Genomic DNA, 25,233 nt, shown 5'->3' with positions numbered 1-25,233 from the left:
GCGTGCGGGTTCGGATATCAGCGCCGGAACTCGCGAGTTCGGATTTCAGTCACGCGTGGTGCCCGCCGGGGCCCGGCTTGTCCGGCGGCGGATGACGGCGTAGACCGCCAGGATCACCGCCAAGCTGATCAGGCTCAGGTACAGCTGCACCCGCGTGTCCTCGTCCACGAACAGCATCGACGCGACCACTACCAGGGTGAGGGCCAGCGCCACCCAGCTCAGCCACGGATAGCCCCACATCCGCAGTTTCAGCTTCTCCGGCGCCGAAGCTTCGAGACGGCGTCGCATGCGCAGCTGCGAGCCGCAGATGATGGCGTACACGAACAACGCCACCGCGCCCGCCGAGTTGATGATGAAGTAGAAGATCTTGTCGGGGGAGAGGTAGCTCATCACCACCGCCACGTAACCGACCACAGTGGACACCAGGATCGCCTTCCACGGCACGCCGCGCTGGTTCGTGTCCGCGACCCAGCTCGGCGCCCAGCCGTGGCGCCGCAACGCGAAAAGCATGCGGGAAGCCGTGTACAGCCCCGAATTCAGCACCGACAGCGCCGCCGTCAGGACGACCGCCGACACGATCGTCGCCGCCGCCGGGACGCCGAAGCGGCCGAACGCGGCGGCGAACGGGCTCGTGTCGCTCGGGACGTCGCGCCACGGCGTGATCATCACCAGCAGCGCCACCGAGCCGACGTAGAACACGATGACGCGCCAGACGATCGTCGAGGTCGCCTTGCGCACGGCCGTCTCCGGCTCGTCCGACTCCGCGGCGGCGATCGTGACGATCTCCGCGCCGAAGTAGGAGAAGATCACGATGACCACGCCGTGCACCACGGAAAACGGGCCGTTCGCGACGAAGCCGTCGAGCCCGATGTTGCCGGCCGAGAAGTGCGCGCCCGGCCAGAGCCCGAGCACGAACAGCAGGCCCAGCACCAGGAAGACGACGATGGTGGCGACCTTGATCGAGGCCAGCCAGAACTCCGTCTCGCCGAACGAGCGCGCCGACGCGAGGTTCGTCGCGGTCAGCAGCAGCATCAGGGCGAGGGAGAACACCCACTGCGGCACCCCCGGGATCCAGCCCTGCAGGATCTTCGCCCCGGCCACGGCCTCGAACGCCACGACGCCGACCCAGAAGTACCAGTACAGCCAGCCGATCGTGAAACCCGCCCAGCCGCCGAGCGCCTCCCGCGCGTACTCCATGAACGACCCCAGCGACGGCGCCGCGGTGGCCATCTCGCCGAGCATCCGCATCACCAGCACGACGAGCAGCCCGCCGAGGGCGTAGGACAGCACGGCCGCGGGGCCGACGGTGTGGATCACCGCGCCGCTGCCGATGAACAGGCTCGCGCCGATGATGCCGCCGAGCGCGATCATCCGGACGTGCCGCTGGCGCAGGGTGGGCCGCAGGCCCTCGGTGCCGGTCTTCGTCAAGGTCGAACCTCCCCGGGTGTGCGCGGAATTGTCGCACCCGGGGGCTACTTCGTGAAGAACCGTCAGGTGGTGAGGATCTCCGAATTGCGCTGCACGATGTACGCGCCGGCCAGCAGGATCGCCGCGCCGAGCAGCTGTGGCCAGGTCAGCTCCTCGCCGAGCAGCAGCCACGCCGCGACGGTCGTGATCACCGGTTCGACCAGCCCGAGCACGCTCGCCACCGACGCCGGCAGGTGCCGCAGCGACGAGATGCCGAAGACGTAGGCGAGCACCGTCGCCACCAGGACCAGCAGGGTCAGCAGCAGCCAGACGGGCGGGTGCCAGGCCCCGAACTCGACGTCGACGTCGAGCAGGCGCACCGGCCAGGTCCACGGCGGCGCGACGACGCACACCGCGACCGCGCCGAGCACCATGCCCCAGGTGACCAGGCCCAGCGGGTCGATGTCGGCCACCGCGCGCTCGCCGAGCAGGAAGTACCCGGCCGAGCAGACGGCCGCACCGACGCCTGCGAGCAGGCCGACGACGTCCAGGGTCACGCCCTGCCAGACCTGCGCGACCATCGCGAGCCCGGCCATCGCGAGGGCGATGCCGCCCCAGACGGCCCGCGGCAGCCGGTGGCGCCGGACGAACCGGACCCAGAGCGCGATCAGCACCGGCGAGACGAACTCCAGGAGGATCGCGATGCCGACCGGGATCCGGCCGGCGGCGACGAAGTACAGCAGTTGCACGCCGGCCACGCCGAGCAGGCCGTACCCGAGCAGCACCGGGAGGTGTTCCCGGCGCACCTTCAGTTTCCGCGGCGCGACCAGCGCCACGCCCGCGAGCAGCACGGCGCCGGCGAGGGTGATCCGCGCCGCGGCGATCTGTTCCGGGGTGACGCCGGCGGACATCGCCGACTTGCCCAGCGTGCCCGAGGTGCTGAAGAACAGTGCGGCGAGCAGGACGAGCGTGGTCCCGCGCCCGCGGGAGGTGACCCGCGGTGGCGCGACGACGGGCAGTTCGGTGGTCACCCTCGCGACTCTAGGTGCCGCGGGCGTGACCACCAAAATGGTTTTCCCGGTTACTCCGCCTGCTTGAGCCCGGTGGCGACGTGCGTCGTGATCGTGGCCAGCCGCCGCCCCTGGACGCGCAGCGCGCCGAGCGCGAGATCGTCCGGCGAGGCCGACTTGCGCGAGACGAACGAGCCGCCGTACGGGTTGCCGGACTCCATCAGGTGCGGGTCGGTGTACCCGAGCGGCACGACGATCGCGCCCCAGTGGTAGAAGACGTTGTTGATCGCCAGCAGCGTCGACTCGAGGCCGCCGTGCGAGGTCGACGCCGTGGTGAACGACGTCGCGACCTTGTCCGCCAGTTTTCCCTGTGCCCACAGGCCACCCGTGCTGTCCAAATAGGACTTCAGCTGGGCGGCCGGGCCGCCGAACCGGGTCGGGCTGCCGACCGCGAGGCCGTCGGCCCATAGGAGGTCGTCGAGGGTGGCGAGGTCGTGGTGCGGCCCGGAGTCGACCCACGCCTGCCAGCGGCGGTTGGTGGCGATCGCGGCCGGCGGCACCGTTTCCGGCACGGTCCGCACCCGTACCTCGGCCCCGGTCTCCTGCGCGCCTTCGGCGAGGGACTCGGCGAGGGCGGCGGTGTTCCCGGTCGCGCTGTAGTAGACGACGAGTATCCGTGTGCTCACGTCCGCCGACTCTAGGTGCTGCTCTTCCCGCGTCTCAAGATCCGGACTCGGGTTACGGGTTACCGGGTTACCGGGGCTTCCACGGGCTGACGGTGTCGGTCGGCCGCGTCGGGTCGTGGAACCGCGGCCGGTCGAGCTCGCCGGCGCGCAGCGGGACCAGGCCGTCGGTGATCGCCTGCATGATCTTCGCGTGCGCCCGCACCCCGGCGCCGGGCCGCTCCGGCTCGACGCCCGACAGGTCGACGGGGTCGCCGAAGTGCACCCGGAACTTCGGCCGGCGCAGCGGCGCGCTGAACCCGGAGCGGGCGAGGGGGAGCAGGTCGGCCGGGCCGTTGACGGTCTCGGTGCCCCAGTAGACGGCCTCGTGCGCGCCCCACTGGCTGATCGGGATCACCGGGACGTCCGCGGCCAGCGCCAGGCGGGCGGCGCCGGTCTTGCCGCGCTCGGGCCACAGGCCGGGATCGTGGCTGATCCGGCCTTCGGGGTAGACGATGATCGGTTCGCGAGTGGTCTTGAGCGCCTCGACGGCCTCGGCGAACTGCCCGACGGCGGTGCCGGCGTGCTTGCGGTCGACGCGCAGGTGCCCGCTGACGCGCAGCGCCGGCCCGATGACGGGGGCGTCCAGGATGCCGCCGGCCAGCATGAAGCGCGGGTTGATCCCGATCCGCTTGCACGCGGCCATCAGGACGAAGGCGTCGAACACACCGATGTGGTTGGCGACCATCAGCAGGGGCTTGCCCCGCAGCTGCGCGGGCACCCGCCCGGACACGGTGAGCCGCCCGACCAGGTTCACCAGCCCGCGGTCGATGTTCAGCATGGTCCGCCAGATGGCCGGGGCACGGCGGGACGAGTCGTCGGTGCGCAGCGCGAACATGCGCAGAGCATGGCAGACGCCGGATTTCACCCGGATGGCTCCTCATCCGGCTCCCGACCGGGCGGTTTGGTGACACGTTTTCGCCCCACCGGCCGGCCGGTGGGTCGAGTGGGGCGCGAGCGGCCCGTTGGTGACGGCTTGGTCGCGAACGGGCCACTCGCGCCCATCGCCGGGCTCGCGGGAACGCGGTGGGCGGGGTCGGCTCGGTCGCCCAGCTCGGGAAGGTCCGTGAAGGACTCCTTGAGGGACTCAGAGTCCCTCAAGGAGTCCTTCACGGCTTTCAGCTCGCGCCGCCGCTGGCTCCCGGCCGGGCACGGAAGGCCCGTTCGCGCAGGTCGGGCGGCATGGGGTGCGTGGCGAGCAGGTCTGTTCGTGCAGGTCATGTGGCATGGGTGCGTGGCGAGCAGGTCTGTTCGCGCAGGTCGGGCGGTATGGGTGCGTAGCGAAGGGTCCGTTCGCGCAGGTCAGGTGACATGGGTGCGTAGCGAGCAGGTCTCTTCGCGCAGGTCAGGCGGTATGGGCTTGCAGCGAGCGGTCCGTTCGCGCAAGTCGGGCCGTGTGGGCGTGGCGAGGGGGTCCTTCGCGCAGGTCGGAGGTGCGGGGTGCGTCGCGAGTGGTTCGCGGGTGCCCCGCCGGGTCCGGCACGGTCGCGAGTGGCCCGTTCGCGCGCTCCGCCCGCCGAAACCCCCATCCCCTTCACCCGGATGGCCCCACCCCGCCCGCTGTGAGGCAGAAGTTCACGATGCGCTGAGAGTGGCGCATGTGACGAAACGGCGTCGGCGGTTACCGTTGGAGCATGGCTGGGTCGGCGACGAGGAAGCGAAGTACGGGAAGCGGCGCGAAGGGAGCAGCGGCGCGCAAGCCCCGTACCCCGGCGAAGCCGAGCTCCGGCGCCACCCGGAGCACCCGGAAACCCCCGGCCCGCAAGCCGGCGCCGCGGCGGAAGACGCCCGGCGTTTTCGGCAAGGGCGTGCGCGGGACCTGGAACCTGCTGGCCAAGGGCATCGGGACGCTGGCCCGCACCGTCGGGCGCACCCGGGAACTCGAAGCCGAGCACCGCCGTGACGGGCTCGCGCTCGGGCTGATCGCGCTCGCCATCATCGCCGCCGTCGGGGTCTGGTGGCGGGCCGCCGGGCCGATCGGCGCGGGTGTGGAGATCGCGACACGGACCGTGCTGGGCGCCGGCGCCGTCACCTTGCCGCTGGTGCTCGTGGTGGTGGCCGTCGCGCTGATGCGGTCCGAACCGCATCCGGAGACCCGGCCGCGGATGGTCGTCGGGACGATCATGGTCGTGCTGTCCGTGCTCGGGATGCTGCACATCTTCACCGCGCTCCCCGGCACCAACGACGGCCGGATGTACGCCGGCGGCATCGTCGGCGCCTTCTCCGGCGGGCTGCTCACCATGGGCGTCACCACCTGGGTCGCCGTGCCGCTGCTGATCCTCGCCCTCGTCTTCGGCATCCTCGTGTTCACCGGCACGCCGGTCCGCGAGATCCCGCAGCGCCTGCGCAACTGGGGCCTCGACGAAGAGGAGATCGCGGAGGCCGAGCAGGGCTCGATCTTCGCCACCGACGAAGACGCCGTCACCGAGGCCGACCCGAAGGCCGCGAGGCTGCGCAAGCCGTCCCGGCGGCGCCAGAGCCGGGGCGATCACGACGACGAGCAGCTCGACCTCGACGCCGCCCTCGCCGAGATGCCGACGCCGATCAAGCCGCCCAAGGCCCTGCCGAAGCCGCCGGCGGAGGTGCCGGAAAAGAAGCCGAAGAAGGCTCCGGAGCCCCCACTGGCGGTCACCCGGACGGTGGAAGGCGACTACCAGCTGCCGCCGCCCGACCTGCTGAAGCTCGGCGACGCGCCGAAGTCCCGCAGCAAGGCCAACGACGCGATGATCGAGGCGATCACCGGCGTCCTGGAGCAGTTCAGCATCGACGCGCAGGTCACCGGCTTCACCCGCGGCCCGACCGTCACGCGCTACGAGGTCGAGCTCGGCCCGGGCGTCAAGGTCGAGAAGATCACCGCGCTGACCAAGAACATCGCCTACGCCGTCGCGACCGACAACGTCCGGCTGCTGGCGCCGATCCCCGGCAAGTCCGCGGTCGGCATCGAGGTGCCTAACTCCGACCGCGAGATGGTGCGCCTGGGCGACGTCCTGCGCGCGCCGACCACGGTCAAGGACAATCACCCGATGGTGATCGGCCTCGGCAAGGACATCGAGGGCCACTTCGTCACCGCGAACCTCACGAAGATGCCCCACCTCCTGGTCGCCGGTTCGACCGGTTCCGGTAAGTCGAGCTTCGTCAACTCGATGCTGGTGTCGCTGCTCGCGCGGGCGACGCCGGACGAGTGCCGGATGATCCTGATCGACCCGAAGATGGTCGAGCTGACGCCGTACGAGGGCATCCCGCACCTGATCACGCCCATCATCACCCAGCCGAAGAAGGCCGCCGCCGCGCTGGCCTGGCTGGTGGAGGAGATGGAGCAGCGCTACCAGGACATGCAGGTCAACAAGGTCCGGCACATCGACGACTACAACAAGAAGGTCAAGTCGGGCGAGATCACCGCGCCGCCCGGGTCCGAGCGCGAGTACCGGCCGTACCCGTACATCATGGCGATCGTCGACGAGCTCGCCGACCTGATGATGACCGCCCCGCGCGACGTCGAGGACGCGATCGTCCGGATCACCCAGAAGGCCCGCGCCGCCGGCATCCACCTGGTCCTGGCCACGCAGCGGCCGTCGGTCGACGTCGTCACCGGCCTGATCAAGACCAACGTGCCCTCGCGGCTGGCGTTCGCGACGTCGTCGCTGACCGACTCGCGGGTCATCCTCGACCAGCCGGGCGCGGAGAAGCTGATCGGCATGGGCGACGCGCTCTACCTGCCGATGGGCGCCGGCAAGCCGGTCCGCATCCAGGGCGCGTTCGTCGGCGACGAGGAGATCTCCGCGGTCGTCAACTACGCCAAGGAGCAGGCGCAGCCGGACTACCAGGACGGCGTCACCGCGCAGAAGGCCGGCGAGAAGAAGGAGATCGACGCCGACATCGGCGACGACCTCGACGTGCTGATCCAGGCGACCGAGCTGATCGTCACCTCGCAGTTCGGCTCGACGTCGATGCTGCAGCGCAAGCTGCGGGTCGGGTTCGCCAAGGCCGGCCGGCTGATGGACCTGCTGGAGAGCCGTGGCGTGGTCGGCCCGTCGGAGGGTTCGAAGGCCCGCGACGTGCTGATCAAGCCGGAGGAACTGGAGTCGGTCCTCTTCATGATCCGCGGCGGCGACCCAGTGCCCTCGGACCCGGACGACGACGAATAACGCCCTGGTTGATGCTTCGGGCTGTTCTGTGCGGTTTACTGGTACAGAATGACCCGAAGCATCGCGAAGGAGGCGGTCAGGATGTTGCGGAGCTTCCGTCTCGGCAACCACCGCTCGTTCCGGGACGAGCAGGAGCTGCTGCTCATGCCCGCGATGCCCGGTGACGAGCGAGCGGCGGTGCCGGTGGCCGCCGTCTACGGCGCGAACGCCTCCGGTAAGTCGAACCTCTTCAAGGCCATGACCCTGGTGATGGGGGCCGTCATGAACCGGCACCTCCCGACCTCCGCCGGTCGTCACATCGTCGCTGTGCAGGACCCCTTCCGGCTCGGCCTCGGCGCCGAGCCGCGGCCGTCGACTTTCGTCTTCGAACTGATTGCCGACGGCGTCCAGTACACCTACGGCTTCCTCCTCGACGAAGACGAAATCATCGAAGAATGGCTCTACTCCTATCCGGAGAAGCGGAGGCGAGTCGTTTTCGAACGCGATCGCGACGGCATCAAGTTCGGTACCACAGTGGTCGATCTCAAGCAGAAGCTGGAAGTCCTGGAAGAGCTGATCCGGCCGACGGCGCTGTTCCTGAGCGTGTGCGACCGGCTGGAACTCGGGCCGTTGATGCCGGTCTACCGATGGTTCTCTTCCGGTCTCCTGGTCAACGGTTTGGGCGGCGGATGGTTCGGCTCCGAATTCGTGCAGGGAGCCGTCGGCGACTACCTGCTCCGGCATCCGGAGAACCGGCAGCGCATGGTGTCGCTCCTCAGCGTGGCCGATGTCGGCATCGTGGACGTCGTCGTCGAGGAGCGGCTCGATTCGCCTCGTCGGTTCACGGGAGCGTTCGACCTGGAACTCAAGTTGCTCCACGGGCCGGCTCGCGAGCGCTTCGACTTCGACGACGAGTCCTCGGGGACGCGCAACTGGATCGGTCTTTTGCCCCAAGTACTTTCGGCGCTGGACGAAGGACTGGTCCTGCTGGTCGACGAGATCGACGCCAGCCTGCACCCACTGCTGACGGCCAGGCTGGTGGGACTGTTCCAGGACCCCGAGCTGAACAACCACGGCGCCCAGCTGGTCTTCACCACGCACGACACCAGCCTGCTCGGCACCATGCTCGGCGAGCAGGTCCTCGACCGGGACCAGATCTGGTTCGTCGAGCGGGACGCCGAGGGGGCGAGCAGTCTCTATCCGCTCACTGACTTCAAGCCGCGCAAAGACCAGAACACCGAACGGCGTTACCTCGCGGGCAGCTATGGTGCCGTGCCGGTGCTGGGTGATTTCGCGGAGGCCCTGCGCAGCCGATGAACCGTCGCGAAAACAGCAGTCGGCGCCGAGCACCGTTCCGCGAGCCGCACCGGTCGATCCTCGTCGTCTGCGGTGCTAAGGCAACCGAGCCCGCCTATTTCGACGGGCTGAAGCGGTCTCGGCGAAACCCGGCCGTCACGATCAAGATCAAGTCGAAACCGGCGGATCCCTCGGCTGTCGTGAAGTACGCCGCCGATCTCGGAAGGCGCGCCGGAGCGGCCTACGACGATGTCTGGTGTGTCGTCGACGTCGACGAGTTCGACCTCGACAAGGCACTGACGGCGGCTCGGCGGCTGGATGTACGCCTGGCCATCTCGAACCCGTGCTTCGAATACTGGCTGCTGCTCCACTTCGAGGCATGCGCAGCCCCGCTCACCTGCTACGGCGACGTCGAGAAGCGGCTGCGGCGGCACGTTCCCGGCTACCACAAGTCGGCCCTGCGATTCGATGACTTCGCCCATGGTGTCGACAAGGCGGTCGACCGTGCTCGGCGCCCTGACGCCGGGCACGCCTGCAACCCGTCCACTCAGGTGGGCCTGCTCGTCGAGCAGATGAGCTGACCGATGCAACCCGCGCCCGGCTTCGTTCCGTCCTGAGCTCGTGGACATGCAGCGATTCGTAGCCGGACTGTTCGCGTTCGCCGTCGTCCTGGTGGGCGCCGGGAGCTCGGTCGCCTCCGGGCAGGCCGCCCCGGTCCGCCCCGGCGCGCCCTCGACCGTGAGCACCGTTCCCGGCGGAGACGTCACCCTCCGGCTCGGCCAGGAGGCCGCCGTGCAGGGGAAGGACCTGACCGTGCGCTACGTCCGCGTGGTCAACGACTCCCGCTGCCGGCCGAACATGACCTGCGTCTGGCAGGGCGAGGCTTCCCTCGCGTTCCTGCTGAGCGAGCCCGGCCGCGGTGAGAGCACCACGGCCGAGCTGCACACCGGCCCGCGGACCGGCCCGCAGGCCACGAACTTCGCCGCGAGCCGGGTCGAGCTGGTGTCGGTGAGCGAGGACGGCCAAAAGGCCACGGTCCGGGTCAGCTGAGCGGCGCGCCCCAGTGATCGAGGTAGGCCACTTCGGACAGGGGGACGCGTGCGGCCGGCTTGAAGTCCGGGACCGTCGTGTACGCCACCGGCAGCAGGCCGACCTGGGTGAAGCCGTCCGGGACGCCGAGGATCTCCGCCGCCTCCGTCTCGCGGGACAGGTGGTACGTCGTGAGCGTCGAGCCCAGCCCGCGGGAGCGCAGGGCCAGCTAGAAGTTCCAGACCGCCGGGAAGATGCCGCCGTAGAACGCCGCGTCCGTCGCGTTCTCGCCGCTCGGGCGGCCCTTGAGGCAGGGGATGACGAACACCGGCACGCGCTCGATGACGTCGATCAGGTGCTGCCCGGACGCCAGCGCCCGCCGGGTGGCGGTGTCGTCCGCCGCGGCCTCGCGGCCCGCCAGGTAGGCCGAGCCGACCTCGCGGAACAGGCCGCCCAGCCGGTCCTTCACGCGTTGGTCGCGCACCACGAGCCAGCGCCACGCCTGGGCGTTGCCCGGGGTCGGGGCCTGCAGCGCCAGGTTCAGGCACTCCTCGAGGATCGCCGGCTCGACCGGGCGGTCGAGGTCGAGCTTCCGGCGGACGGCGCGGGTCGTGCTCAGCAGGTGATCGATCTCCATGACCCCATCCTGGCCCGGACCGCGAGGGCCCGGGCCGGAACGGGCCGGGATTCGCTCAGCCGCCGAACTTGCGGACGGCCTGGTAGTACGTCCAGGCCGCGCCCTTGCACACCACGTTCGACCCGCAGACGCTCTTCAGGTCGCTGTAGAGGTTGTCGTCGATCTTCAGGCGGTTCGCCGAGGTGAACCGGCCCTGCTTCTTGTAGTTGCGGTACCCGAAGTCGTGCCGGTGGCAGCCCGGCAGGAACTGGAAGCCGAACGGGGTGTCCGGCGACCAGGAACAGCCGTCGGACGACCAGTCGAGCTGGCCGTTGTAGGGCTTCTGGGCCCGCGTGGACTCGAAGCCGGAGAGGGAGGTGTGGAAGAGGTACTGGTCGGTGACCGTCGGGATGTCGACGGCCGCGGCGGTGCCGGTGCCCATGAGGGCCCCCAAGCCGACAGTCACGGCCACCGTCATGGTGGCCCCCAGGTTCCGGAGTGTCGTGCGCATCGTGTGCTTCCTCGCTGATCGGGGCGGACGATTTGCCCGATCAGCTTCGAGTGCGCTTTGTCCCGCCGTCACCGCCCGAAAGGAGGATGTTCGGTGAATTCCCCTCAGAGTTCGAGCAACATGCGTGAATTGCCCAGGGTGTTGGGCTTGACATACGGCAGGTCGAGGAATTCGGCGACGCCGGTGTCGTGCGAGCGCCGCATCTCCTCGTAGACCTCGTGCGACACCGGGGTGCCGTCGATCTCGACGAAGCCGTGCCCGGCGAAGAAGCCGGTTTCGAAGGTCAGCACGAACAGCCGCCGGAGACCGAGCTCACGGGCCTCGTCGACGAGGCGGGCGACCAGCAGCCGCCCGACACCCTGGCCGCGGGCGGCCTTGTCGACCACGACGGTGCGCAGTTCGCCGATGTCCTCCCAGAGGACGTGCAGGGCGGCCGCGCCGAGGACCTCGCCCGCCGCTTCGGCGACCCAGAACTCCTGGACCGTCTCGTAGAGCGTGACCAGGTCCTTCTCCAGCAGCACGCGGCCCGCGTCCGCGTCGACCAGGGCCTTGATCTTGCGGATGTCGGCGATCCGGGCACGGCGGGCGGTCGGGCGGGGCGAGTCGGACGGCACGATCGTCAACTCAACCACACGGCCCTGGAGACCGGCTGACACGACCGGGCTACGCCGTCGTCGGACCGCCGGGGCCCGGCGGCTACCCTGAACGTCGTGCCTTCTCCCACCACGGAACCTGCCGCCACCCGACGCGTCTCCCTGCTGACCCTGGGCTGCGCCCGCAACGAGGTCGACTCGGAGGAGCTGGCGGGCCGGCTGGCGGCCGGCGGCTGGGAGCTGGCGGCCGATCCGGAGGACTCCGACGTCGTGGTGGTCAACACCTGCGGCTTCGTCGAGTCGGCCAAGAAGGACTCCGTCGACACGCTGCTGGCGGCCTCCGACACCGGCAAGAAGGTCGTCGCGGTCGGCTGCATGGCCGAGCGCTACGGCCACGAGCTGGCCGACAGCCTGCCGGAGGCGGACGCCGTCCTCGGCTTCGACCACTACGCCGACCTTTCCGACCGCCTCGACGACGTCGTCGCCGGCCGCAAGGTCGCCTCGCACACGCCGGGCGACCGCCGCAAGCTGCTGCCGATCAGCCCGGTCCAGCGGCCCGCCGCGGCCGAGAACGTCGAGGTCCCGGGCCACGCGCAGCACGGCTGGGGCCCGCGGGTGCTGCGCACGCGCCTGGACGACTCCCCGGTGGCCGCGCTGAAGATCGCCTCCGGCTGCGACCGGCGCTGCTCCTTCTGCGCCATCCCGTCCTTCCGCGGCTCCTTCGTTTCCCGTCAGCCGGACGAGATCGTCGCCGAGGCGATGTGGCTGGCCGAGCACGGTGTCAAGGAACTGTTCCTGGTCAGCGAGAACTCGACGTCCTACGGCAAGGACTTCGGCCGCGACGGCGCCACCGCGCTGGAGCGGCTGCTGCCGCGCCTGGCGGAGATCGACGGCATCGAGCGCGTCCGCGTCTCCTACCTGCAGCCGGCCGAGACGCGCCCGCAGCTGGTCAAGGCCATCGCGACCACGCCGGGCGTCGCCGAGTACTTCGACCTGTCGTTCCAGCACTCCAGCGAGCAGGTGCTGCGCCGGATGCGCCGGTTCGGCTCGACCGACTCCTTCCTCGCGCTGACCGAGCAGATCCGCGAGTACGCGCCCGAGGCGGGCATCCGCACCAACGTGATCGTCGGGTTCCCCGGCGAGACCGAGCACGACCTGGCCGAGCTGGAGCGCTTCCTCACCGGCGCCCGGCTCGACGCGGTCGGCGTCTTCGGCTACTCCGACGAGGACGGCACCGAGGCCGAGGGCTTCGACGGCAAGCTCGACCCCCAGGTGGTCACCGAGCGCGTCACGCGGATCTCGGCGCTCGTCGAGGAGCTGACCTCGCAGCGCGCGGAAGACCGGATCGGCACCTTCGTCGATGTCCTGGTCGAGCTGGACGACGACGGCGAGCTGACCGGCCGCGCCGCGCACCAGGCCCCCGAGGTCGACGGCGAGTGCGTCATCCTCGACGCCCCGGAGAAGACTGAGACATCCGGGGCTTCGCCCCGAGCCGGGGGCTCCGCCACCCGGACCCCCGCCAAGCGGCCCCAGGTGGGTGATTTCCTCCGGTGCGAGGTCGTCGACTCGGCGGGTGTCGACCTGATCGTGCGCGCGGCACCGGACGCCGACCGGTGAGTGCGCTCCCGAGCGACGCCGCGGACGAGGGCCTGGTCCCGCCGGCCGCGGAGACGACGGCGCAGGTCCCGGAACCGACCCCGGTCCCGACCCTGAACCTCGCCAACCTCCTGACGCTCTCGCGGCTGGTGCTGGTCCCGCTGTTCATCGCGGCGCTGTTCACCGGCGACGGCGCCGACACGACGTGGCGCGCGATCGCCACCGGGCTGTTCGCCGTCGCCTCCGCGACCGACCAGCTCGACGGCTGGGTGGCCCGCAAGTACGGCCTGATCACCGACTTCGGCAAGATCGCCGACCCGATCGCGGACAAGGCGCTCACCGGCGCGGCGCTGGTGGGCTTGAGCATCCTCGGCGAGCTCGGCTGGTGGGTCACGATCGTGATCGCCGTCCGGGAGATCGGCGTCACCCTGCTGCGCTTCTGGGTGATCCGGCACGGCGTGATCCCGGCCAGCCGCGGTGGCAAGGCCAAGACGATGGCCCAGATCGCCGCGATCACCGCCTACCTGCTGCCGCTGCCGGCCGGCGCCGACCCGATCCGCTGGGCGCTGATGGGCCTGGCGCTGGTGCTGACCGTGGTCACCGGCGTCGACTACCTGGTCCGGGCGGTGCGGCTGCGCGCGGCCGGACGTCGCGCCACCGGAAGCTGAGCGTGGACGAGACGGCTCTGGTCGCGGCCCTCAAAGCCCGCGGCGAGACGGTCGCGGCGGCCGAATCGCTGACCGCCGGGCTGGTCTGCGCCACCCTGGCTCGGGTGCCGGGGGCGAGCGCGGTGCTGCGCGGCGGCCTGGTCGTCTACGCCACCGAGCTGAAGACGCGCCTGGCCGGGGTCGATCCCGAGCTGCTCGCCGAGCACGGCGCGGTGTTCCCCGAGGTCGCGGCCCAGCTGGCCGTGGGTGCCCGGGAGCGCTGCGGCGCCACGTGGGGGCTCGGGCTCACCGGCGTGGCCGGTCCGGCCGCCCAGGACGGCGTCGCGCCGGGCACGGTGCACCTCGGGCTCGCCGGGCCGGGGACACGCACACCACGTCCTCCGGGGGCTCGGGTGGCGGAGCCCCCGGACCGAGGCGAAGCCTCGTTTGTCACACAGCGTCCTCCGGGGGCTCGGGTGGCGGAGTCCCCGGACCGAGGCGAAGCCTCGTTTGTCACACAGCGTCCTCCGGGGGCTCGGGTGGCGGAGTCCCCGGACCGAGGCGGAGCTTCGTTTGTCACAGTCCGTACCCTGGCTTTGAGCGGCGACCGGGACTTGATCAGGACCGAGTCGGTCCGCGCCGCGTTTGCCCTGCTCGGGGAACATCTGGCGTGAATCGGGCGTTCGCCCTTGGCGTACGGGCACCCAAATCCTGCGCCCGGGGCGCCGCTCTGGGTAACGTAGGGGGTACTTGTACGGAAGGGAGGCGCGTGATGACCGTGCTGTTGCGTGAGGCGATCGGTGATCGGCTCCGTCATGCCCGCACCAACCAGCGTCGTACGCTGCGCGACATCTCCCGCGCCGCCAGGGTCAGCCTCGGCTACCTCTCCGAGGTGGAACGAGGCCAGAAGGAGGCGTCGAGCGAGCTGCTCGCGTCCATCTGCCAGGCCCTGGACCTTCCGCTCGGCGAACTGCTGCACCACGTGGCAGCGGACGTTTCGGCCCTCGACAACGTCGAGGTCGCGCCGGTCGACGAGCGGATCGTGGAAGGCGCGCCCCGGGAGAAGGTGCCCGACCGCGGTGCCAAGGCTTCGGCGGCCGGGATCGAAGGCGGCCGCCTGATGTCCGACCTGATCGGCAACGACCTCGCCGACCTGCGGATATCGCCGGCGCCACGGATGAACACCACCCTGCGCACGACGATCGGGCAGCCGAAGCTGGCTTCGACCATCGCCGCGTAGTAACGGATCGGACACGACGACGGCCCCGGGCAACGCGCCCGGGGCCGTTCGCGTGGGATACCCGTGGGATACCGGGGGTGATCCGGGGGCGAACCCTGAAATCCCCCGGGGTCGCCTGGAATGGACGTGGCCGACCTGACACGATGGAACCCAACGCCGGGGTCGGTGCGTTGCATGTGCAGGGGAGCGACGCCCCACCACCCCGAGTACTCAAGGCCCGTGGGACGCAAGAAGGCAGGCGGAGGAGATGGCCAACCCGTTCGTGAAGTTCTGGAAGTACATGATGGCGGCGTTCTCGTCGAAGATCGACGAGCACGCCGACCCGAAGGTACAGATCCAGCAGGCCATCGAGGAGGCGCAGCGCAACCACCAGGCGCTGACGCAGCAGGCCGCCTCCGTGATCGGCAACCAGCGTCAGCTGGAGATGAAGCTCAACCGGCAGCTCAGCGACGTCGAGAAGCTGCAGGCCTCGACCCGCCAGGCCCTCGTCCTCGCGGACGAGGCCCGGGGCAAGGGTGACGAGCAGAAGGCGACCGAGTTCGAGACCGCCGCGGAGAGCTTCGCGACGCAGCTCGTCACGGCCGAGCAGAACATCGAGGACCTCAAGACGCTGCACGACCAGTCGCTGCAGGCGGCGGCCCAGGCCAAGAAGGCCGTGGAGCGCAACTCGCAGATGCTGCAGCAGAAGCTGGCCGAGCGCACCAAGCTGCTCTCGCAGCTGGAGCAGGCGAAGATGCAGGAGCAGGTCTCCGCTTCGCTGAACCAGATGAGCCAGCTGGCCGCGCCGGGCAACACGCCGTCGCTGGAAGAGGTCCGCGACAAGATCGAGAAGCGCTACACCACGGCGCTCGGTCAAGCGGAACTCGCTCAGAACTCGGTCCAGGGCCGCATGATGGAGGTCCAGGCCTCCACCACGCAGTTCGCCGGGCAGTCGCGGCTCGAGCAGATCCGCGCGTCGATGCGCGGCGACTCGGTCGCCCAGGTGACCGACGGCGGCGCGGCGGCGGCCCAGAAGCCGGCCGCCAGCTCGGCCGACATCCAGCGTGAGATCCAGGCGCGCGTGCAGGCGGAGCAGGGCAAGAACCCGGCTTGACGCCGGTGTCGGAGCCGAACCAGGGGGCGGGCATGGGACAGCAGCAAGGCAGAGGCCGGGACTTCAACGAGTTCAGCGCCAAGCTCGAGAAGCACATCGAGAAGCTGCCCGAATACGCCCAGCGCGCCCAGGAGAAGCTCCAGAAGGTCCAGCGGTACTTCCCGCCGGCCGATCAGGCCGGCGGGAAGCCCGGGACCGCCCGGCCGTCCTACCAGCGGCCGAACCCGTTGCAACGACCGCGGTCAGCCGGGTCGCGGATGCCGGACCTGTCGTCGTTGGCGTCCGTGGCGAACCAGGTCCCGGCCTTCGCCGAGGCCCGGACCAAGTGGAACCGGTGGAACGACCCCGCCGCGAAGCTGGCACGCCGCAAGCGGCGGACGTCTCGCGCGCTCACGCTGTGGATCCTGCTGACGATCCTGTGCGGCGTCCTCGCCGTGGCCGCGGGCGTCGGCTGGATCAGTGCCACCGGCGCCGCGATGATGCCGCAGGCGATCATGGCCTTCGCCGGGGCCGTCGTGTTCGGCACGTTCGGCGTCCGGTCCGGGCTCAAGCTCCGTGGCCTCAACCGCGTCCAGCTGCCGGCCACCCCGGCCGGGCCGCCCCCGCTGCCGCCCGCCGGGTCGGTGGCGCGCGAGCCGATGGAACGGCTGGCCGAGGGTGAGGCGTCGCTGTTCGAGCTGCTGCGCCAGCTGTCGGTGCCGTCTTCGGTGGGCACGATGCCGGTGTCCGAAGTGTCCGTCGCGGACGCCCGCCAGACGGCCGACGAAGCCGCGGCCGCCCTGCGTGGCCTGGCGGCCCGCATCCAGGCGATCGAACGCGGCCGCAACGCCGCCCCGGCCCGTGAGCAGGCCGCGCTGGACGCGGCGGTCGCCAAGCTCCGCGAGCAGCTCGACGACGGCCTCGAAGGCTACGGCGGCCTGGTCGCCGCGGCCGGCCACACCGTCGCCGCGGCGGGCGACGGCCTGATCACGTCCAAGCAGGCCCTCACCGACGCCACCGACCGCCTGGCCGGCCTGGCGATGGCCCTGCGCGAACTCTCCTGACGCGCCACCATCCGTAACCCGCGCGATCCGCGCCGCTGACGGCCCGATCACACCCGTGTCGACTGTCCAAACACGCGAGTCGACCGTCCAATCACGCGTGTCGGCCCTTCCGTCACACGTCCCGGCTCGTCGATCACGCGAAACGCCGCGCCGCTGCGCCGTTCAGGTGCGCCGCTCGGCCGTCCGGGTGCCGTCATCCTGCTCCGGACCCGCGTTGTCACGCGGCGTGCGTGATCGTGCGTTTCACCCCGGCGTCGCCGCCTGTTCACCTCTGGGTGCCGAAACACGCGCGTAATCGGAAACCGGTAGCGACGGAAACGTGCGCCACCTAACGTTTCTGTCATGCATGCAGTGGTGGCAACCCACGGAAGGCCCGCCTTGCTCTGAGGTTCGCCGGCGCCGACCGTACACAGTGGACTTTCTCGCTTTCCGCCGAGGAAAGGACGCCCCGTGAACACGCTCCCGCCGGAACCGGACCCCGTCACGCCCGCCCCACCCAGCGCGACCCAGCGCGTCATCGCGGCCTTCGAGCGCATCGCCGAAGTCGACCGCCCCGAACTCTGGACCACGCTGCGCGCCGTCGAGGACGTCCTCGTCGACGCGAAGGCGGTCGACGAGCGGATCAAAGCGGGTGAGGACCTGCCCCTGGCGGGCACGGTCATCGCCGTGAAGGACCTGATCGACGTCGCCGGGCAGCCCACCACCGCGGGGTGCCCGTCGTTCGCCCGGGTCCCGGAAACCTCCGCCACCGTCGTCGCCCGGCTCACCGCGGCCGGCGCGGTCGTGCTCGGCAAGACCAACCTCGACCAGTTCGGCTACGGCCTCGCCGGCACCCGCACCCCGTACGGCGCCGTGACGTCGGCGTGGGACCGGACCAAGGTCGCCGGCGGCTCCAGCTGCGGCTCGGCCGTCGCCGTCGCGCTCGGCATCGTCGACCTGGCCCTGGGGACCGACACCGCGGGCTCCGGCCGGATCCCGGCCGCCCTGAACGCCGTCGTCGGGCTGAAGCCGACGCTGGGCCTGCTGCCGATGACCGGCGTCCTGCCGGCGTCGCACTCCTACGACGGCGTCTCGGTGTTCGCGCCCGGCCTGGCCGCCGGCCGCCGCGCGCTCGCCCTGATGACCGGCCCGGACGGCGTCGACCCCGGCATGCGCACCTGGCCCGCCGACGTCCGCCTCGGCGCCGGCGACCACCCGCGGATCGCGATCCCGGACGAAGCCGGCCTGGCCCCGTTGAGCGCCGCGGCCCGGCTCGCCTTCGACGACACGGTGACGCGGCTGGCGGTCTCGGGCGCGATCCTCGAACCGATCCCCTTCGACGTCTTCCGCGAGGCGGGCAAACTGGTCTACACCGGTTCGTTCGACGTCGAGAGCTACACCGTGATCGGGGAGTTCCTCGGCAAGAACCCGGCCGACGCCGACCCGACGGTCGCCGCCCTGGTCCGCGCGGCCGGCACCCACACCGCACACGCGTTCGCCGCCGACAAACGCCGGTTCGCCGAGCTGAAGGTCCGGGCCGCGCGGGCTCTCGACGGGTTCGACGCGCTCCTGGTGCCGACCGTGCCGGACCACCCGGAGCTCGCCGAGGCGCTGGCCGACCCGATCGGCGTGAGCCACCGCCTGGCCGTCTACAGCGCGTTCGTGAACGTGCTCGACCTGGCCGCGGTCACCGTCCCGGTGCTGCCGGGCGACCGCCGCCCGTTCGGCGTCACCTTCGTCACGCGCGCCTTCGAGGACCAGATCGCCCTCGACCTGGCCACCGTCTGCACGGACGAGCCGATGACGCACTACCCGGAGCCCGGCGAGGATCTCGTCGTGTTCGGCGCGCACCTGCGCGGCCAGCCGCTCAACTCCCGGCTCACCGAGCTCGGCGCCCGGTTCACCGGCCCGGTCCGGACCGCCGAGCGGTACCGGATGGTGTTGCTGGCGACCGAACCACCGCAGCCGGGCGTGCTCGAGGACGTCGACGGCCGTGCTCTCGACGGCGAGCGCTGGCGGCTGTCCCCGGCCGCGCTCGGCCGGTTCGCCGCGACGCTGCCGGAGCCGTTCGTGCTGGCCCGCGTCGAGCTCGAGGACGGGTCGCGGGTCCTGGCCGTCCGGTGCGAAAAGGACGCGACCACGGCGGCGCCGGGCCTGGAACGCTACGAATCCTGGCGCGGCTACGTGCGCTTCACGTCTACCGCCGGGCCGCGAGCCCCCGGCTGACGCGGCGGACCAGCCCCGGCCCGTGCAGCGCGAACCCGGTGTAGAGCTGCACGAGCGACGCGCCGGCGTCCACCAGCCGGACGGCGTCGTCGGGGCCGAGGATGCCGCCGACGCCGATGATCGGCAGGCTCCCGCCGGTGTGGTCGTGCACGAACCGCACGACCTCGGCCGCGCGGGTGGTCAGCGGCCGGCCGGACAGCCCTCCCGCCTGTCCGGCCAGGCCGCTTTCCGCGGCCGCGATGCCGTCGCGGGAGAGGGTGGTGTTCGTGGCGATGATCCCGGCGACGCCGTGGTCCAGGCTGACTTCCAGGAGCTCGGCCAGTGCGTCGTCGGTCAGGTCGGGGGCGACCTTGACCAGCACCGGCGTCGGCGCGGCGCCGCCGGCCAGCTCCACGGACGTCGACCGCAGCTCGCCCAGCAGCTCGGCCAGCGCCGCGCGGTCCTGCAGCTGACGCAGCCCCGGTGTGTTCGGGGAACTGACGTTGATCGCGAAGTAGTCGGCGTACGGGTGCAGCGCGCGCAGCGAGAACCGGTAGTCCTCGACGGCGTCTTCGAGTGGGGTGAGCTTCGACTTGCCGATGCTGATCCCGAGCGGCACGCCCGGTTTGCCCTCCCGCGCGAGCTTCGCCGCGAGCGCCTCGGCGCCGTCGTTGTTGAAGCCCATGCGGTTGATCACCGCGTCGGTCTCGGGGAGGGTGAACAGCCGCGGCTTCGGGTTGCCCGGCTGCGCCAGCCGCGTCACCGTGCCGACCTCGACAAAACCGAAACCGAGCCCGGCCCACGCGGGCAGCGCGCGGCCGTTCTTGTCCATCCCGGCGGCGAGGCCGACGCGATTGGGGAAGCGCAGGCCCAGCACCGTCGCCGGGTCGTCGACGCGGTACACGCGGCTCAGCGCCGAAGTGGCCTTGCCGAGGCGGGAGAGGACGCCGATCGTGCGCTCGTGCACCAGCTCGGGGTCGTGGTAGGACAGGCGGTACAGCGCCGGGCGGACGATCTTGTCGAAGAACACGCCCTCATGCTGCCAAATCGCCCGGAGCGCGCGACCGGAGCGTCACCTCGGGGTGAACGAGACCACTACGCGCGGTCCTTCCACTCGTCTTCCAGCATCGCGAAGACGAGTTCGTCGGTCCACTCGCCCTTGACGATCTCGTTCTCCCGCAGCCGCGCTTCCTCGCGCATGCCGAGGCGTTCCATGAGCGCGGCGGAGGCGGTGTTGCGGCCGTCGCAGCGGCCGATGATCCGGTGCAGCCCCAGGTCTTCGAAGCCCAGGCGCAGCAGCTCGGTGGCGGCTTCGGCGGCCAGGCCCTTGCCGTGGTGGTCGGGGTGGAAGACGAACCCGATCTCGCCCTGTCGGTGCTCGCTGCTCAGCCACTCGAGGTTCAGGTCGCCGATCAGCTGCCCGGTCGCCGCCAGCTCGACCGCGACGGCCAGGAACTGTCCCTCGTTCGTCAACGTCGAGCTGTGCACCCGTTTCGCGAGCGCGGCGGCCGATTCGGCGCGGCTGCGAGGGCCCCAGTACAGGTAGCGGGCGACGTCGGAGCGGGACTGGAAGGAGTTCAGCGCGTCGAGGTCGTCGAGCGTGAACGGGCGCAGGAGCAGGCGATCCGTGGTGATCGGGTAGTCGGGCCTGAGCATGGTTCCAGGCTAGCGACGGTTGACCCGTCCGGGGGACGGAACGGCGAAACCGAATCGGCGAAACCGGAGGTCTGATCGCCGGGCGGTCGCCCGCCGCCGACGGGCGGCTTGACCTGCACAAATGAGCGGTTTGGGGGTGCCCCCAGGGGGTCTCTCGAACGCCGTCAAACGCTCGAGCCCGGGCCGGACCGGTGCCCGGGAACCCTGGGGGCCCGGTGACTGCCTGGTATTCGCTATCAGGCAAACACGGGAAGCAGGCGATGAGCCGAAGGTGGCTCCGTTGTATCGCTGCTCAAAGTCCCATCTCGTGCCATCCGCTAGCGGACAGTCACCTCACGAGTCCTGTTGGAATACAACTTAGGACCACCTCCTCTCTCGTGTACCGCCACGCTAAACGAAGTTCCCGGTACCCGGCAACGTCATTTGCCGGATCTCACGTCGCAGGAGGTTTTTCGGTGCGTCGCCGAGGAAGGACGCGTCGACGGCGTTCTCCGCGAGCCGCGCCAGTTCGGCGGCGGTCAGCCCCAGCGCCTCGGCGACGGCGACGTACTCGCCGGTGAGCGTGGCCCCGAACATCGGCGGGTCGTCGGTGTTGAGCGTGACGACGACGCCGTGGTCGAGCATCCGCCGCACCGGGTGCGCGGCGACCGAGGCGACCTGGCCGGTGCGCACGTTCGACGTCGGGCACACCTCCAGCGGAATCCGGTGCGCCGCAAGGTGTTCGAGCAGCGCGGGGTCGCCCGCGCAGCTGGTGCCGTGGCCGATCCGCTCGGCGCCGAGGTCGTGCAGCGCCGACCAGATCGTGGCCGGGCCGGTGGTCTCGCCGGCGTGCGGCACGCTGTGCAGCCCGGCTTCCCGCGCCCGGGTGAAGAACGGCGCGAACCGCGCCCGCCCGACCCCCAGCTCGGGCCCGCCGAGCCCGAAGGACACCAGCCCTTCGGGGCGTTCGCGGAGCGCGAACACGAGGGTTTCGGCGCCGGCCTTGGTGCCCTTTTCGCCGGGAATGTCGAAACACCAGGCCAGTTCCACACCCAGCTCGGCGGCGCGGGCCCGGCCGGACTCGAGCCCGGCGAGCAGGTCGTCGCCGGGCATACCGTCGAGGAGGTGGTTGTAGGGCGTCACGGTGACTTCGGCGTAGCGGCAGTTCTGCGCCGCGAGGTCCGCGGCCAGGCCGGCGACCAGCGTGTGGACGTCGTGGCGGTCGCGCACCAGCGACGTGACCGCGAAGTAGACGGTGAGGAAGTGGTCGAAGTCGCGGAAGGTGAAGAACTCCGCGAGCGCGCGTTCTTCGGTCGGGACACCGGCTTCCGGGCGGCGGCGGGCCAGCGCGCGGACGGTCGGCAGGCTCGCCGAGCCGACCAGGTGGACGTGCAGTTCGACCTTGGGCAGGGCGCGCGCGAACGCGCGCAGCGCCGGCCCGGCCGGGATTTCGGGCATGACGAGACTCCCTGGGACGTGCGGGTGCGGTGACGTGGCTGCGCGGGCGGCTCAGGGAGCGAGGTCGCCGCGTTCGGTGTCGGTCCCGTAGAGCGGGAGCTTGAACGACGTCACGCAGGCCACCTTAGCGCGCGGGAGCCGGACCGGACTGGCACTTCGGGCAGAACCACGTCGGCCGCCGCCGGACGTCGTGGCCTTGCGTGCGCACCAGGGTGGGGCCGCCGCAGCGGAAGCAGCCCTGGCGGGTGCGCTCGTAGACCCAGTTCTTCCGGTTGCGGTCGAGGTGACCGGTGGTGCTCTGGTCGAACCGCCCGGAGACGGCGTTGGCCAGCAGCAGCTTGCGGCCGAGCGCGACCGTCCGCGAAGCGTCCACTTCGGACACCGGCGTCCACGGCGTCACGCCGAGCAGGAAGCACATCTCGCACTTGTACAGGTTTCCGACGCCCGCCATGACGCGCTGGTCGAGCAGAGCCAGCCCCAGCTCGCGCGCCGGGTCGGCGGCCAGAGCCTTCGCGGCACGGGCCGCGTGCTCGTCCGTCCACTGTGGATCCAGCAGGTCCGGGCCGAGGTGGGCGACGAGGTCGTGTTCCTTCGCGGTGGGCACGAGTTTGAGGTCGTGGACGCGGAACCCGATCACCTGGGCGTCGGCCGAGGTGAGGATCACGCGGGCGTGGTGACCCGGCCGGCGCCACTTCGCGCCGGCCGCGTAGACGTCCCACATGCCGTCCATCATCAGGTGCGAATGCAGGGTCAGGTCGCCGGAGAAGCGCGTGAACAGGTGCTTGCCGACCGTGCCGACGCCGAGCACGTCGCGCCCGGCGAGGTCCACAGTGGCCAGTTGTGGCACCCGGAACTCCCCGCGCAGCAACGTCTTCCCGGCCATGGCCCGGTCGAAGCGCTTGCCGACGAGGTAGACGGTGTCACCTTCGGGCACGGCTCACCCCGCGGATTCGGACACCTCGGCCGGGGCCGCCTCGGTCTCCGGCGCCGGGCCTTCGGGCCAGTCCGGGCCCTCGGGCTCCTCGCCGTGGACGCGGTGCCGGCCGGCGCGGTTGGAGCGCAGGATCTTGGCCAGCACCATGTTGAAGGTCAGCGCGATCTCCTGCGCGCCGGGGGAGTGCCACTCGTGGATCGGGCTGCAGGCGCCCTGGGCCTGCTGCACGGCCAGCCGGTCGGTGATCGCCGTCGGCATCACCAGCGGGCCGAAGTTCTCGCGCAGCTCGGCGATCCGGAACTGGTGCTCGTAGGAGCGCACGCGCAGCTTGTTCACCAGCACGCCGATCGGGCGCAGGTCCGGGTTGAGCTCCTTGCGGATGTTCTCGATCGCCTCCAGCGCCCGCCGGGCGCCCGCGACGGCGTACATCGTCGGCTCGGTGACGATCAGCGCGCTGTCCGCGGCGACCAGCGCCGACTTCGTCAGCCGGCCCAGGGACGGCGGGCAGTCGAGGATCACCAGCTCGTAGGGCGTTTCGCGCAGCGGCTCCCGGTGCAGCTCGTCGAGCGCGCGGGAGAAGTTGGCGAGCCGCTCGCTGCTCGCGTCCGGGTCGTTGAGCAGTTCCAGCTCTTCGGTGCCGACGAGGACGTCGACGTCCTCGCTCCACACGCTCGGCGCGATGGCGCGTTCGAGCACCTCGCGGGTCGGCGTCTCGAGGACGTCGGCGAGGGTCGCGTCGGTGTAGGGCGGGTCGAGCGAAGTCGTGGCGTTGCCCTGCGGGTCCAGGTCGACCACCAGCGTCCGCGTGCCCCTACGCAGGGCGGCGGACGCTACACCGAGAGCGACCGTCGTCTTGCCGACGCCACCCTTGAGGCTGAGTACGGCGACCGTGTGCACAACGACCAGCCTACGGGTGCGGGCCAGCGGGGCCACCGGGCGAGGCGTCGTGACTTCCGATCACCCGAAGGGACCAACCGGGAGGAAAGCCGGACCGGGCACTACCCTGTGCGACATGAAGACGGACACCGTGGCCGCCCGGGGTTCGGGCGCCGTTCGCCGGGTGCTCGAGGCCGAGCTCAAGGCCGCCCGCGCCCGGGGCGCCGAGCACCCCGGCGTCGTCGACGTGGGCGGCGGCAGCGGCGGCTGGGCGGTCCCGTTCGCGGCGGCCGGCTGCCGGGTGACCGTCGTCGAGCCGAGCCCGAACGCGCTGGCGACGTTGAAGCGCCGCGCCGAGGAGGAAGGCGTCTCCGACCGCATCACGGTGATCGCCGACGACGCCGACGCGCTGGGCCGCCACATCCCGGCCGGCTCGGCCGACCTGGTGCTCGCGCACGGCCTGCTGGAGATCGTCGACGACCCGGCCGCGGTGCTCGCCGCGCTGGCGGCGGCGGTCGCCCCGGGCGGCGCGGTCTCGGTCCTGGTGGCCAACCGCCACGCGGCGGTGCTGCACCGCGCGCTGGCCGGCCGGGTGGCCGAAGCCCAGCAGCTGCTGACGAGCGTCGACGGCATCGCCCCGGGCGACACGGTCCTGCGCCGCTTCGACGGCGACGACCTGCGCGCCCAGCTGGAGGCGGCCGGCCTCGAGGTGACCCTCCTGCAGGGCGACCGGGTGATCGCCGACCTGATCCCGGGCGACGTCCGCGACGAGGACCTGGCGGAGTTCGAGCGGACGGCGGCGTCGTCACCGGCGCTGCGGAACATCGCGGGCCGCCTCCACGCCCTGGCCCGCCACCCGTCCTGACGTCAGCTCGCCCGACGGACCTTCCCGAGCTGGGCGCCCGAGCCGACCCCGCCCGACCGCGCTCCCGCGAGCCCCGGCAACAAGCGTTTCGCCGGGTCTGACCGGGCACTTCCGGCCGGCCTGGCCGCGCTGGTGGGCGGCCAAACGGCAAAGGCGCCTCGCTGCGCATGCCGGGCAGCACGAGTCACCGCCGTACCGGTCGTGAGTGGTTAGGACGGTTCTAACCGCCCTAACCACTCACGACCCCTCGGTCACCGTGCCCCGCACGTACCGGCAGCCTCGCTGCGCATGGCCGTCGTCGCGAGATGCGGGTCGGTGAGTGGCACACCCGGCGCGGGGCTCCCGGGCGTCGGC

The 25,233-nt window shown here is 71.2% G+C and carries 22 protein-coding genes and 2 pseudogenes; 12 read left to right on the top strand and 12 right to left on the bottom strand.

The window, feature by feature from the left end:
• Window positions 1-45: 45 nt before the first annotated feature.
• From OHS18_RS16545 to OHS18_RS16530, 4 genes are all read right to left on the bottom strand, one after another.
• On the bottom strand, window positions 46-1,371 hold the full coding sequence (locus OHS18_RS16545) for an amino acid permease (protein ID WP_328618534.1): 1,326 nt from the start codon (window positions 1,369-1,371) through the stop codon (window positions 46-48).
• Window positions 1,372-1,490: 119 nt separating this feature from the next.
• Entirely contained in the window at window positions 1,491-2,438 is a 948-nt protein-coding gene (locus OHS18_RS16540; protein ID WP_328617643.1) for an EamA family transporter, read from the bottom strand.
• 50 nt (window positions 2,439-2,488) lie between these two features.
• Window positions 2,489-3,103 carry an NAD(P)H:quinone oxidoreductase gene (wrbA, locus tag OHS18_RS16535; protein WP_328617642.1) on the bottom strand — a complete coding sequence of 205 codons (615 nt, stop codon included), beginning with the start codon at window positions 3,101-3,103 and terminating at the stop codon, window positions 2,489-2,491.
• A 67-nt stretch (window positions 3,104-3,170) separates the two neighbouring features.
• Window positions 3,171-3,977: a lysophospholipid acyltransferase family protein gene (locus tag OHS18_RS16530; RefSeq protein WP_328451627.1), complete on the bottom strand. Its 807-nt coding sequence runs from the start codon at window positions 3,975-3,977 to the stop codon at window positions 3,171-3,173.
• 796 nt (window positions 3,978-4,773) lie between these two features.
• Here OHS18_RS16530 and OHS18_RS16525 point away from each other — a divergent pair.
• From OHS18_RS16525 to OHS18_RS16510, 4 genes are read left to right on the top strand one after another with little or no spacing between them, the layout of a single operon-like run.
• Window positions 4,774-7,284: a DNA translocase FtsK gene (locus OHS18_RS16525; protein WP_328617641.1), complete on the top strand. Its 2,511-nt coding sequence runs from the start codon at window positions 4,774-4,776 to the stop codon at window positions 7,282-7,284.
• Between the two features lie 48 nt (window positions 7,285-7,332).
• Window positions 7,333-8,580 (top strand): AAA family ATPase, encoded by a 1,248-nt coding sequence (locus OHS18_RS16520; protein ID WP_328617640.1) that lies wholly within the window; start codon window positions 7,333-7,335, stop codon window positions 8,578-8,580.
• Window positions 8,577-9,140 (top strand): RloB family protein, encoded by a 564-nt coding sequence (locus tag OHS18_RS16515; RefSeq protein WP_328617639.1) that lies wholly within the window; start codon window positions 8,577-8,579, stop codon window positions 9,138-9,140. The genes OHS18_RS16520 and OHS18_RS16515 overlap by 4 nt, the downstream gene beginning before the upstream one ends.
• A 46-nt stretch (window positions 9,141-9,186) precedes the next feature.
• A complete protein-coding gene (locus OHS18_RS16510; RefSeq protein ID WP_328617638.1) occupies window positions 9,187-9,609 on the top strand; it encodes a hypothetical protein in 423 nt (140 codons plus the stop codon).
• Here OHS18_RS16510 and OHS18_RS16505 read toward each other — a convergent pair.
• The 3 genes and pseudogenes from OHS18_RS16505 to OHS18_RS16495 all read right to left on the bottom strand — a co-directional run bounded on the left by OHS18_RS16505 (window position 9,602) and on the right by OHS18_RS16495 (window position 11,338).
• Window positions 9,602-10,225 (bottom strand): annotated as a pseudogene (locus tag OHS18_RS16505) (nitroreductase family protein). The gene OHS18_RS16510 and the pseudogene OHS18_RS16505 overlap by 8 nt on opposite strands.
• Before the next feature lie 55 nt (window positions 10,226-10,280).
• The gene (locus OHS18_RS16500) at window positions 10,281-10,715 is read right to left on the bottom strand and encodes a phospholipase (RefSeq protein WP_328451635.1); all 435 of its coding nucleotides are present in this window, start codon (window positions 10,713-10,715) and stop codon (window positions 10,281-10,283) included.
• A gap of 104 nt (window positions 10,716-10,819) precedes the next feature.
• Window positions 10,820-11,338, bottom strand: a complete 519-nt coding sequence (locus OHS18_RS16495) for an amino-acid N-acetyltransferase (protein ID WP_442874460.1) — start codon at window positions 11,336-11,338, stop codon at window positions 10,820-10,822.
• A gap of 87 nt (window positions 11,339-11,425) precedes the next feature.
• Here OHS18_RS16495 and rimO point away from each other — a divergent pair, with 87 nt between their 5' ends.
• From rimO to atzF, 7 genes and pseudogenes are all read left to right on the top strand, one after another.
• Window positions 11,426-12,925 (top strand): 30S ribosomal protein S12 methylthiotransferase RimO, encoded by a 1,500-nt coding sequence (gene rimO, locus OHS18_RS16490; RefSeq protein WP_328617637.1) that lies wholly within the window; start codon window positions 11,426-11,428, stop codon window positions 12,923-12,925.
• Complete coding sequence (pgsA, locus tag OHS18_RS16485; protein ID WP_328451641.1) at window positions 12,922-13,572, top strand: CDP-diacylglycerol--glycerol-3-phosphate 3-phosphatidyltransferase; 651 nt, start codon at window positions 12,922-12,924, stop codon at window positions 13,570-13,572. Before rimO ends, pgsA begins: the two co-directional genes overlap by 4 nt.
• A 2-nt stretch (window positions 13,573-13,574) precedes the next feature.
• Window positions 13,575-13,949 (top strand): annotated as a pseudogene (locus tag OHS18_RS16480) (CinA family protein); the annotation flags it as partial.
• A 374-nt stretch (window positions 13,950-14,323) separates the two neighbouring features.
• Window positions 14,324-14,791: a helix-turn-helix domain-containing protein gene (locus OHS18_RS16475; RefSeq protein ID WP_328617636.1), complete on the top strand. Its 468-nt coding sequence runs from the start codon at window positions 14,324-14,326 to the stop codon at window positions 14,789-14,791.
• A 247-nt stretch (window positions 14,792-15,038) separates the two neighbouring features.
• Window positions 15,039-15,884 carry a PspA/IM30 family protein gene (locus OHS18_RS16470; protein WP_326943035.1) on the top strand — a complete coding sequence of 282 codons (846 nt, stop codon included), beginning with the start codon at window positions 15,039-15,041 and terminating at the stop codon, window positions 15,882-15,884.
• Window positions 15,885-15,916: 32 nt separating this feature from the next.
• Window positions 15,917-16,927: a phage shock envelope stress response protein PspM gene (pspM, locus tag OHS18_RS16465; RefSeq protein ID WP_328617635.1), complete on the top strand. Its 1,011-nt coding sequence runs from the start codon at window positions 15,917-15,919 to the stop codon at window positions 16,925-16,927.
• 450 nt (window positions 16,928-17,377) lie between these two features.
• On the top strand, window positions 17,378-19,132 hold the full coding sequence (gene atzF, locus OHS18_RS16460; RefSeq protein ID WP_328451649.1) for an allophanate hydrolase: 1,755 nt from the start codon (window positions 17,378-17,380) through the stop codon (window positions 19,130-19,132).
• Here atzF and OHS18_RS16455 read toward each other — a convergent pair.
• From OHS18_RS16455 to OHS18_RS16435, 5 genes are all read right to left on the bottom strand, one after another.
• The gene (locus OHS18_RS16455) at window positions 19,104-20,141 is read right to left on the bottom strand and encodes a quinone-dependent dihydroorotate dehydrogenase (protein ID WP_328451651.1); all 1,038 of its coding nucleotides are present in this window, start codon (window positions 20,139-20,141) and stop codon (window positions 19,104-19,106) included. The two genes, atzF and OHS18_RS16455, sit on opposite strands and share 29 nt — an antisense overlap.
• Window positions 20,142-20,206: 65 nt before the next feature.
• Complete coding sequence (locus OHS18_RS16450; protein ID WP_328451653.1) at window positions 20,207-20,767, bottom strand: GNAT family N-acetyltransferase; 561 nt, start codon at window positions 20,765-20,767, stop codon at window positions 20,207-20,209.
• Between the two features lie 390 nt (window positions 20,768-21,157).
• Window positions 21,158-22,204 (bottom strand): adenosine deaminase, encoded by a 1,047-nt coding sequence (gene add / locus OHS18_RS16445; RefSeq protein ID WP_328617634.1) that lies wholly within the window; start codon window positions 22,202-22,204, stop codon window positions 21,158-21,160.
• 124 nt (window positions 22,205-22,328) lie between these two features.
• Window positions 22,329-23,138, bottom strand: coding sequence for a DNA-formamidopyrimidine glycosylase family protein (locus OHS18_RS16440; protein WP_328617633.1), 810 nt, complete (start codon window positions 23,136-23,138; stop codon window positions 22,329-22,331).
• Between the two features lie 3 nt (window positions 23,139-23,141).
• Window positions 23,142-24,035, bottom strand: a complete 894-nt coding sequence (locus OHS18_RS16435) for a ParA family protein (protein WP_328451659.1) — start codon at window positions 24,033-24,035, stop codon at window positions 23,142-23,144.
• A 115-nt stretch (window positions 24,036-24,150) separates the two neighbouring features.
• Between OHS18_RS16435 and OHS18_RS16430 the strand changes: the two genes are divergently transcribed.
• Window positions 24,151-24,879, top strand: coding sequence for a methyltransferase domain-containing protein (locus OHS18_RS16430; protein ID WP_328617632.1), 729 nt, complete (start codon window positions 24,151-24,153; stop codon window positions 24,877-24,879).
• Window positions 24,880-25,233: the final 354 nt, after the last annotated feature.

Origin of the sequence: Amycolatopsis sp. NBC_00355 (genome assembly GCF_036104975.1) — a bacterium.
GTDB lineage: Bacteria > Actinomycetota > Actinomycetes > Mycobacteriales > Pseudonocardiaceae > Amycolatopsis.
This window is presented reverse-complemented; position numbering and strand designations above follow the sequence as displayed.

Coding starts and splice junctions, on each gene's coding strand:
- OHS18_RS16510 (WP_328617638.1), top strand. CDS start 9,187: ATGCAGCGATTCGTAGCCGGACTGTTCGCGTTCGCCGTCGTCCTGGTG.
- OHS18_RS16525 (WP_328617641.1), top strand. CDS start 4,774: ATGGCTGGGTCGGCGACGAGGAAGCGAAGTACGGGAAGCGGCGCGAAG.
- OHS18_RS16500 (WP_328451635.1), bottom strand. CDS start 10,715: ATGCGCACGACACTCCGGAACCTGGGGGCCACCATGACGGTGGCCGTG.
- add (WP_328617634.1), bottom strand. CDS start 22,204: ATGCCCGAAATCCCGGCCGGGCCGGCGCTGCGCGCGTTCGCGCGCGCC.
- OHS18_RS16450 (WP_328451653.1), bottom strand. CDS start 20,767: ATGCTCAGGCCCGACTACCCGATCACCACGGATCGCCTGCTCCTGCGC.
- OHS18_RS16430 (WP_328617632.1), top strand. CDS start 24,151: ATGAAGACGGACACCGTGGCCGCCCGGGGTTCGGGCGCCGTTCGCCGG.
- OHS18_RS16545 (WP_328618534.1), bottom strand. CDS start 1,371: ATGATCGCGCTCGGCGGCATCATCGGCGCGAGCCTGTTCATCGGCAGC.
- OHS18_RS16520 (WP_328617640.1), top strand. CDS start 7,333: ATGACCCGAAGCATCGCGAAGGAGGCGGTCAGGATGTTGCGGAGCTTC.
- OHS18_RS16530 (WP_328451627.1), bottom strand. CDS start 3,977: ATGTTCGCGCTGCGCACCGACGACTCGTCCCGCCGTGCCCCGGCCATC.
- OHS18_RS16475 (WP_328617636.1), top strand. CDS start 14,324: ATGACCGTGCTGTTGCGTGAGGCGATCGGTGATCGGCTCCGTCATGCC.
- OHS18_RS16515 (WP_328617639.1), top strand. CDS start 8,577: ATGAACCGTCGCGAAAACAGCAGTCGGCGCCGAGCACCGTTCCGCGAG.
- OHS18_RS16470 (WP_326943035.1), top strand. CDS start 15,039: ATGGCCAACCCGTTCGTGAAGTTCTGGAAGTACATGATGGCGGCGTTC.
- pspM (WP_328617635.1), top strand. CDS start 15,917: ATGGGACAGCAGCAAGGCAGAGGCCGGGACTTCAACGAGTTCAGCGCC.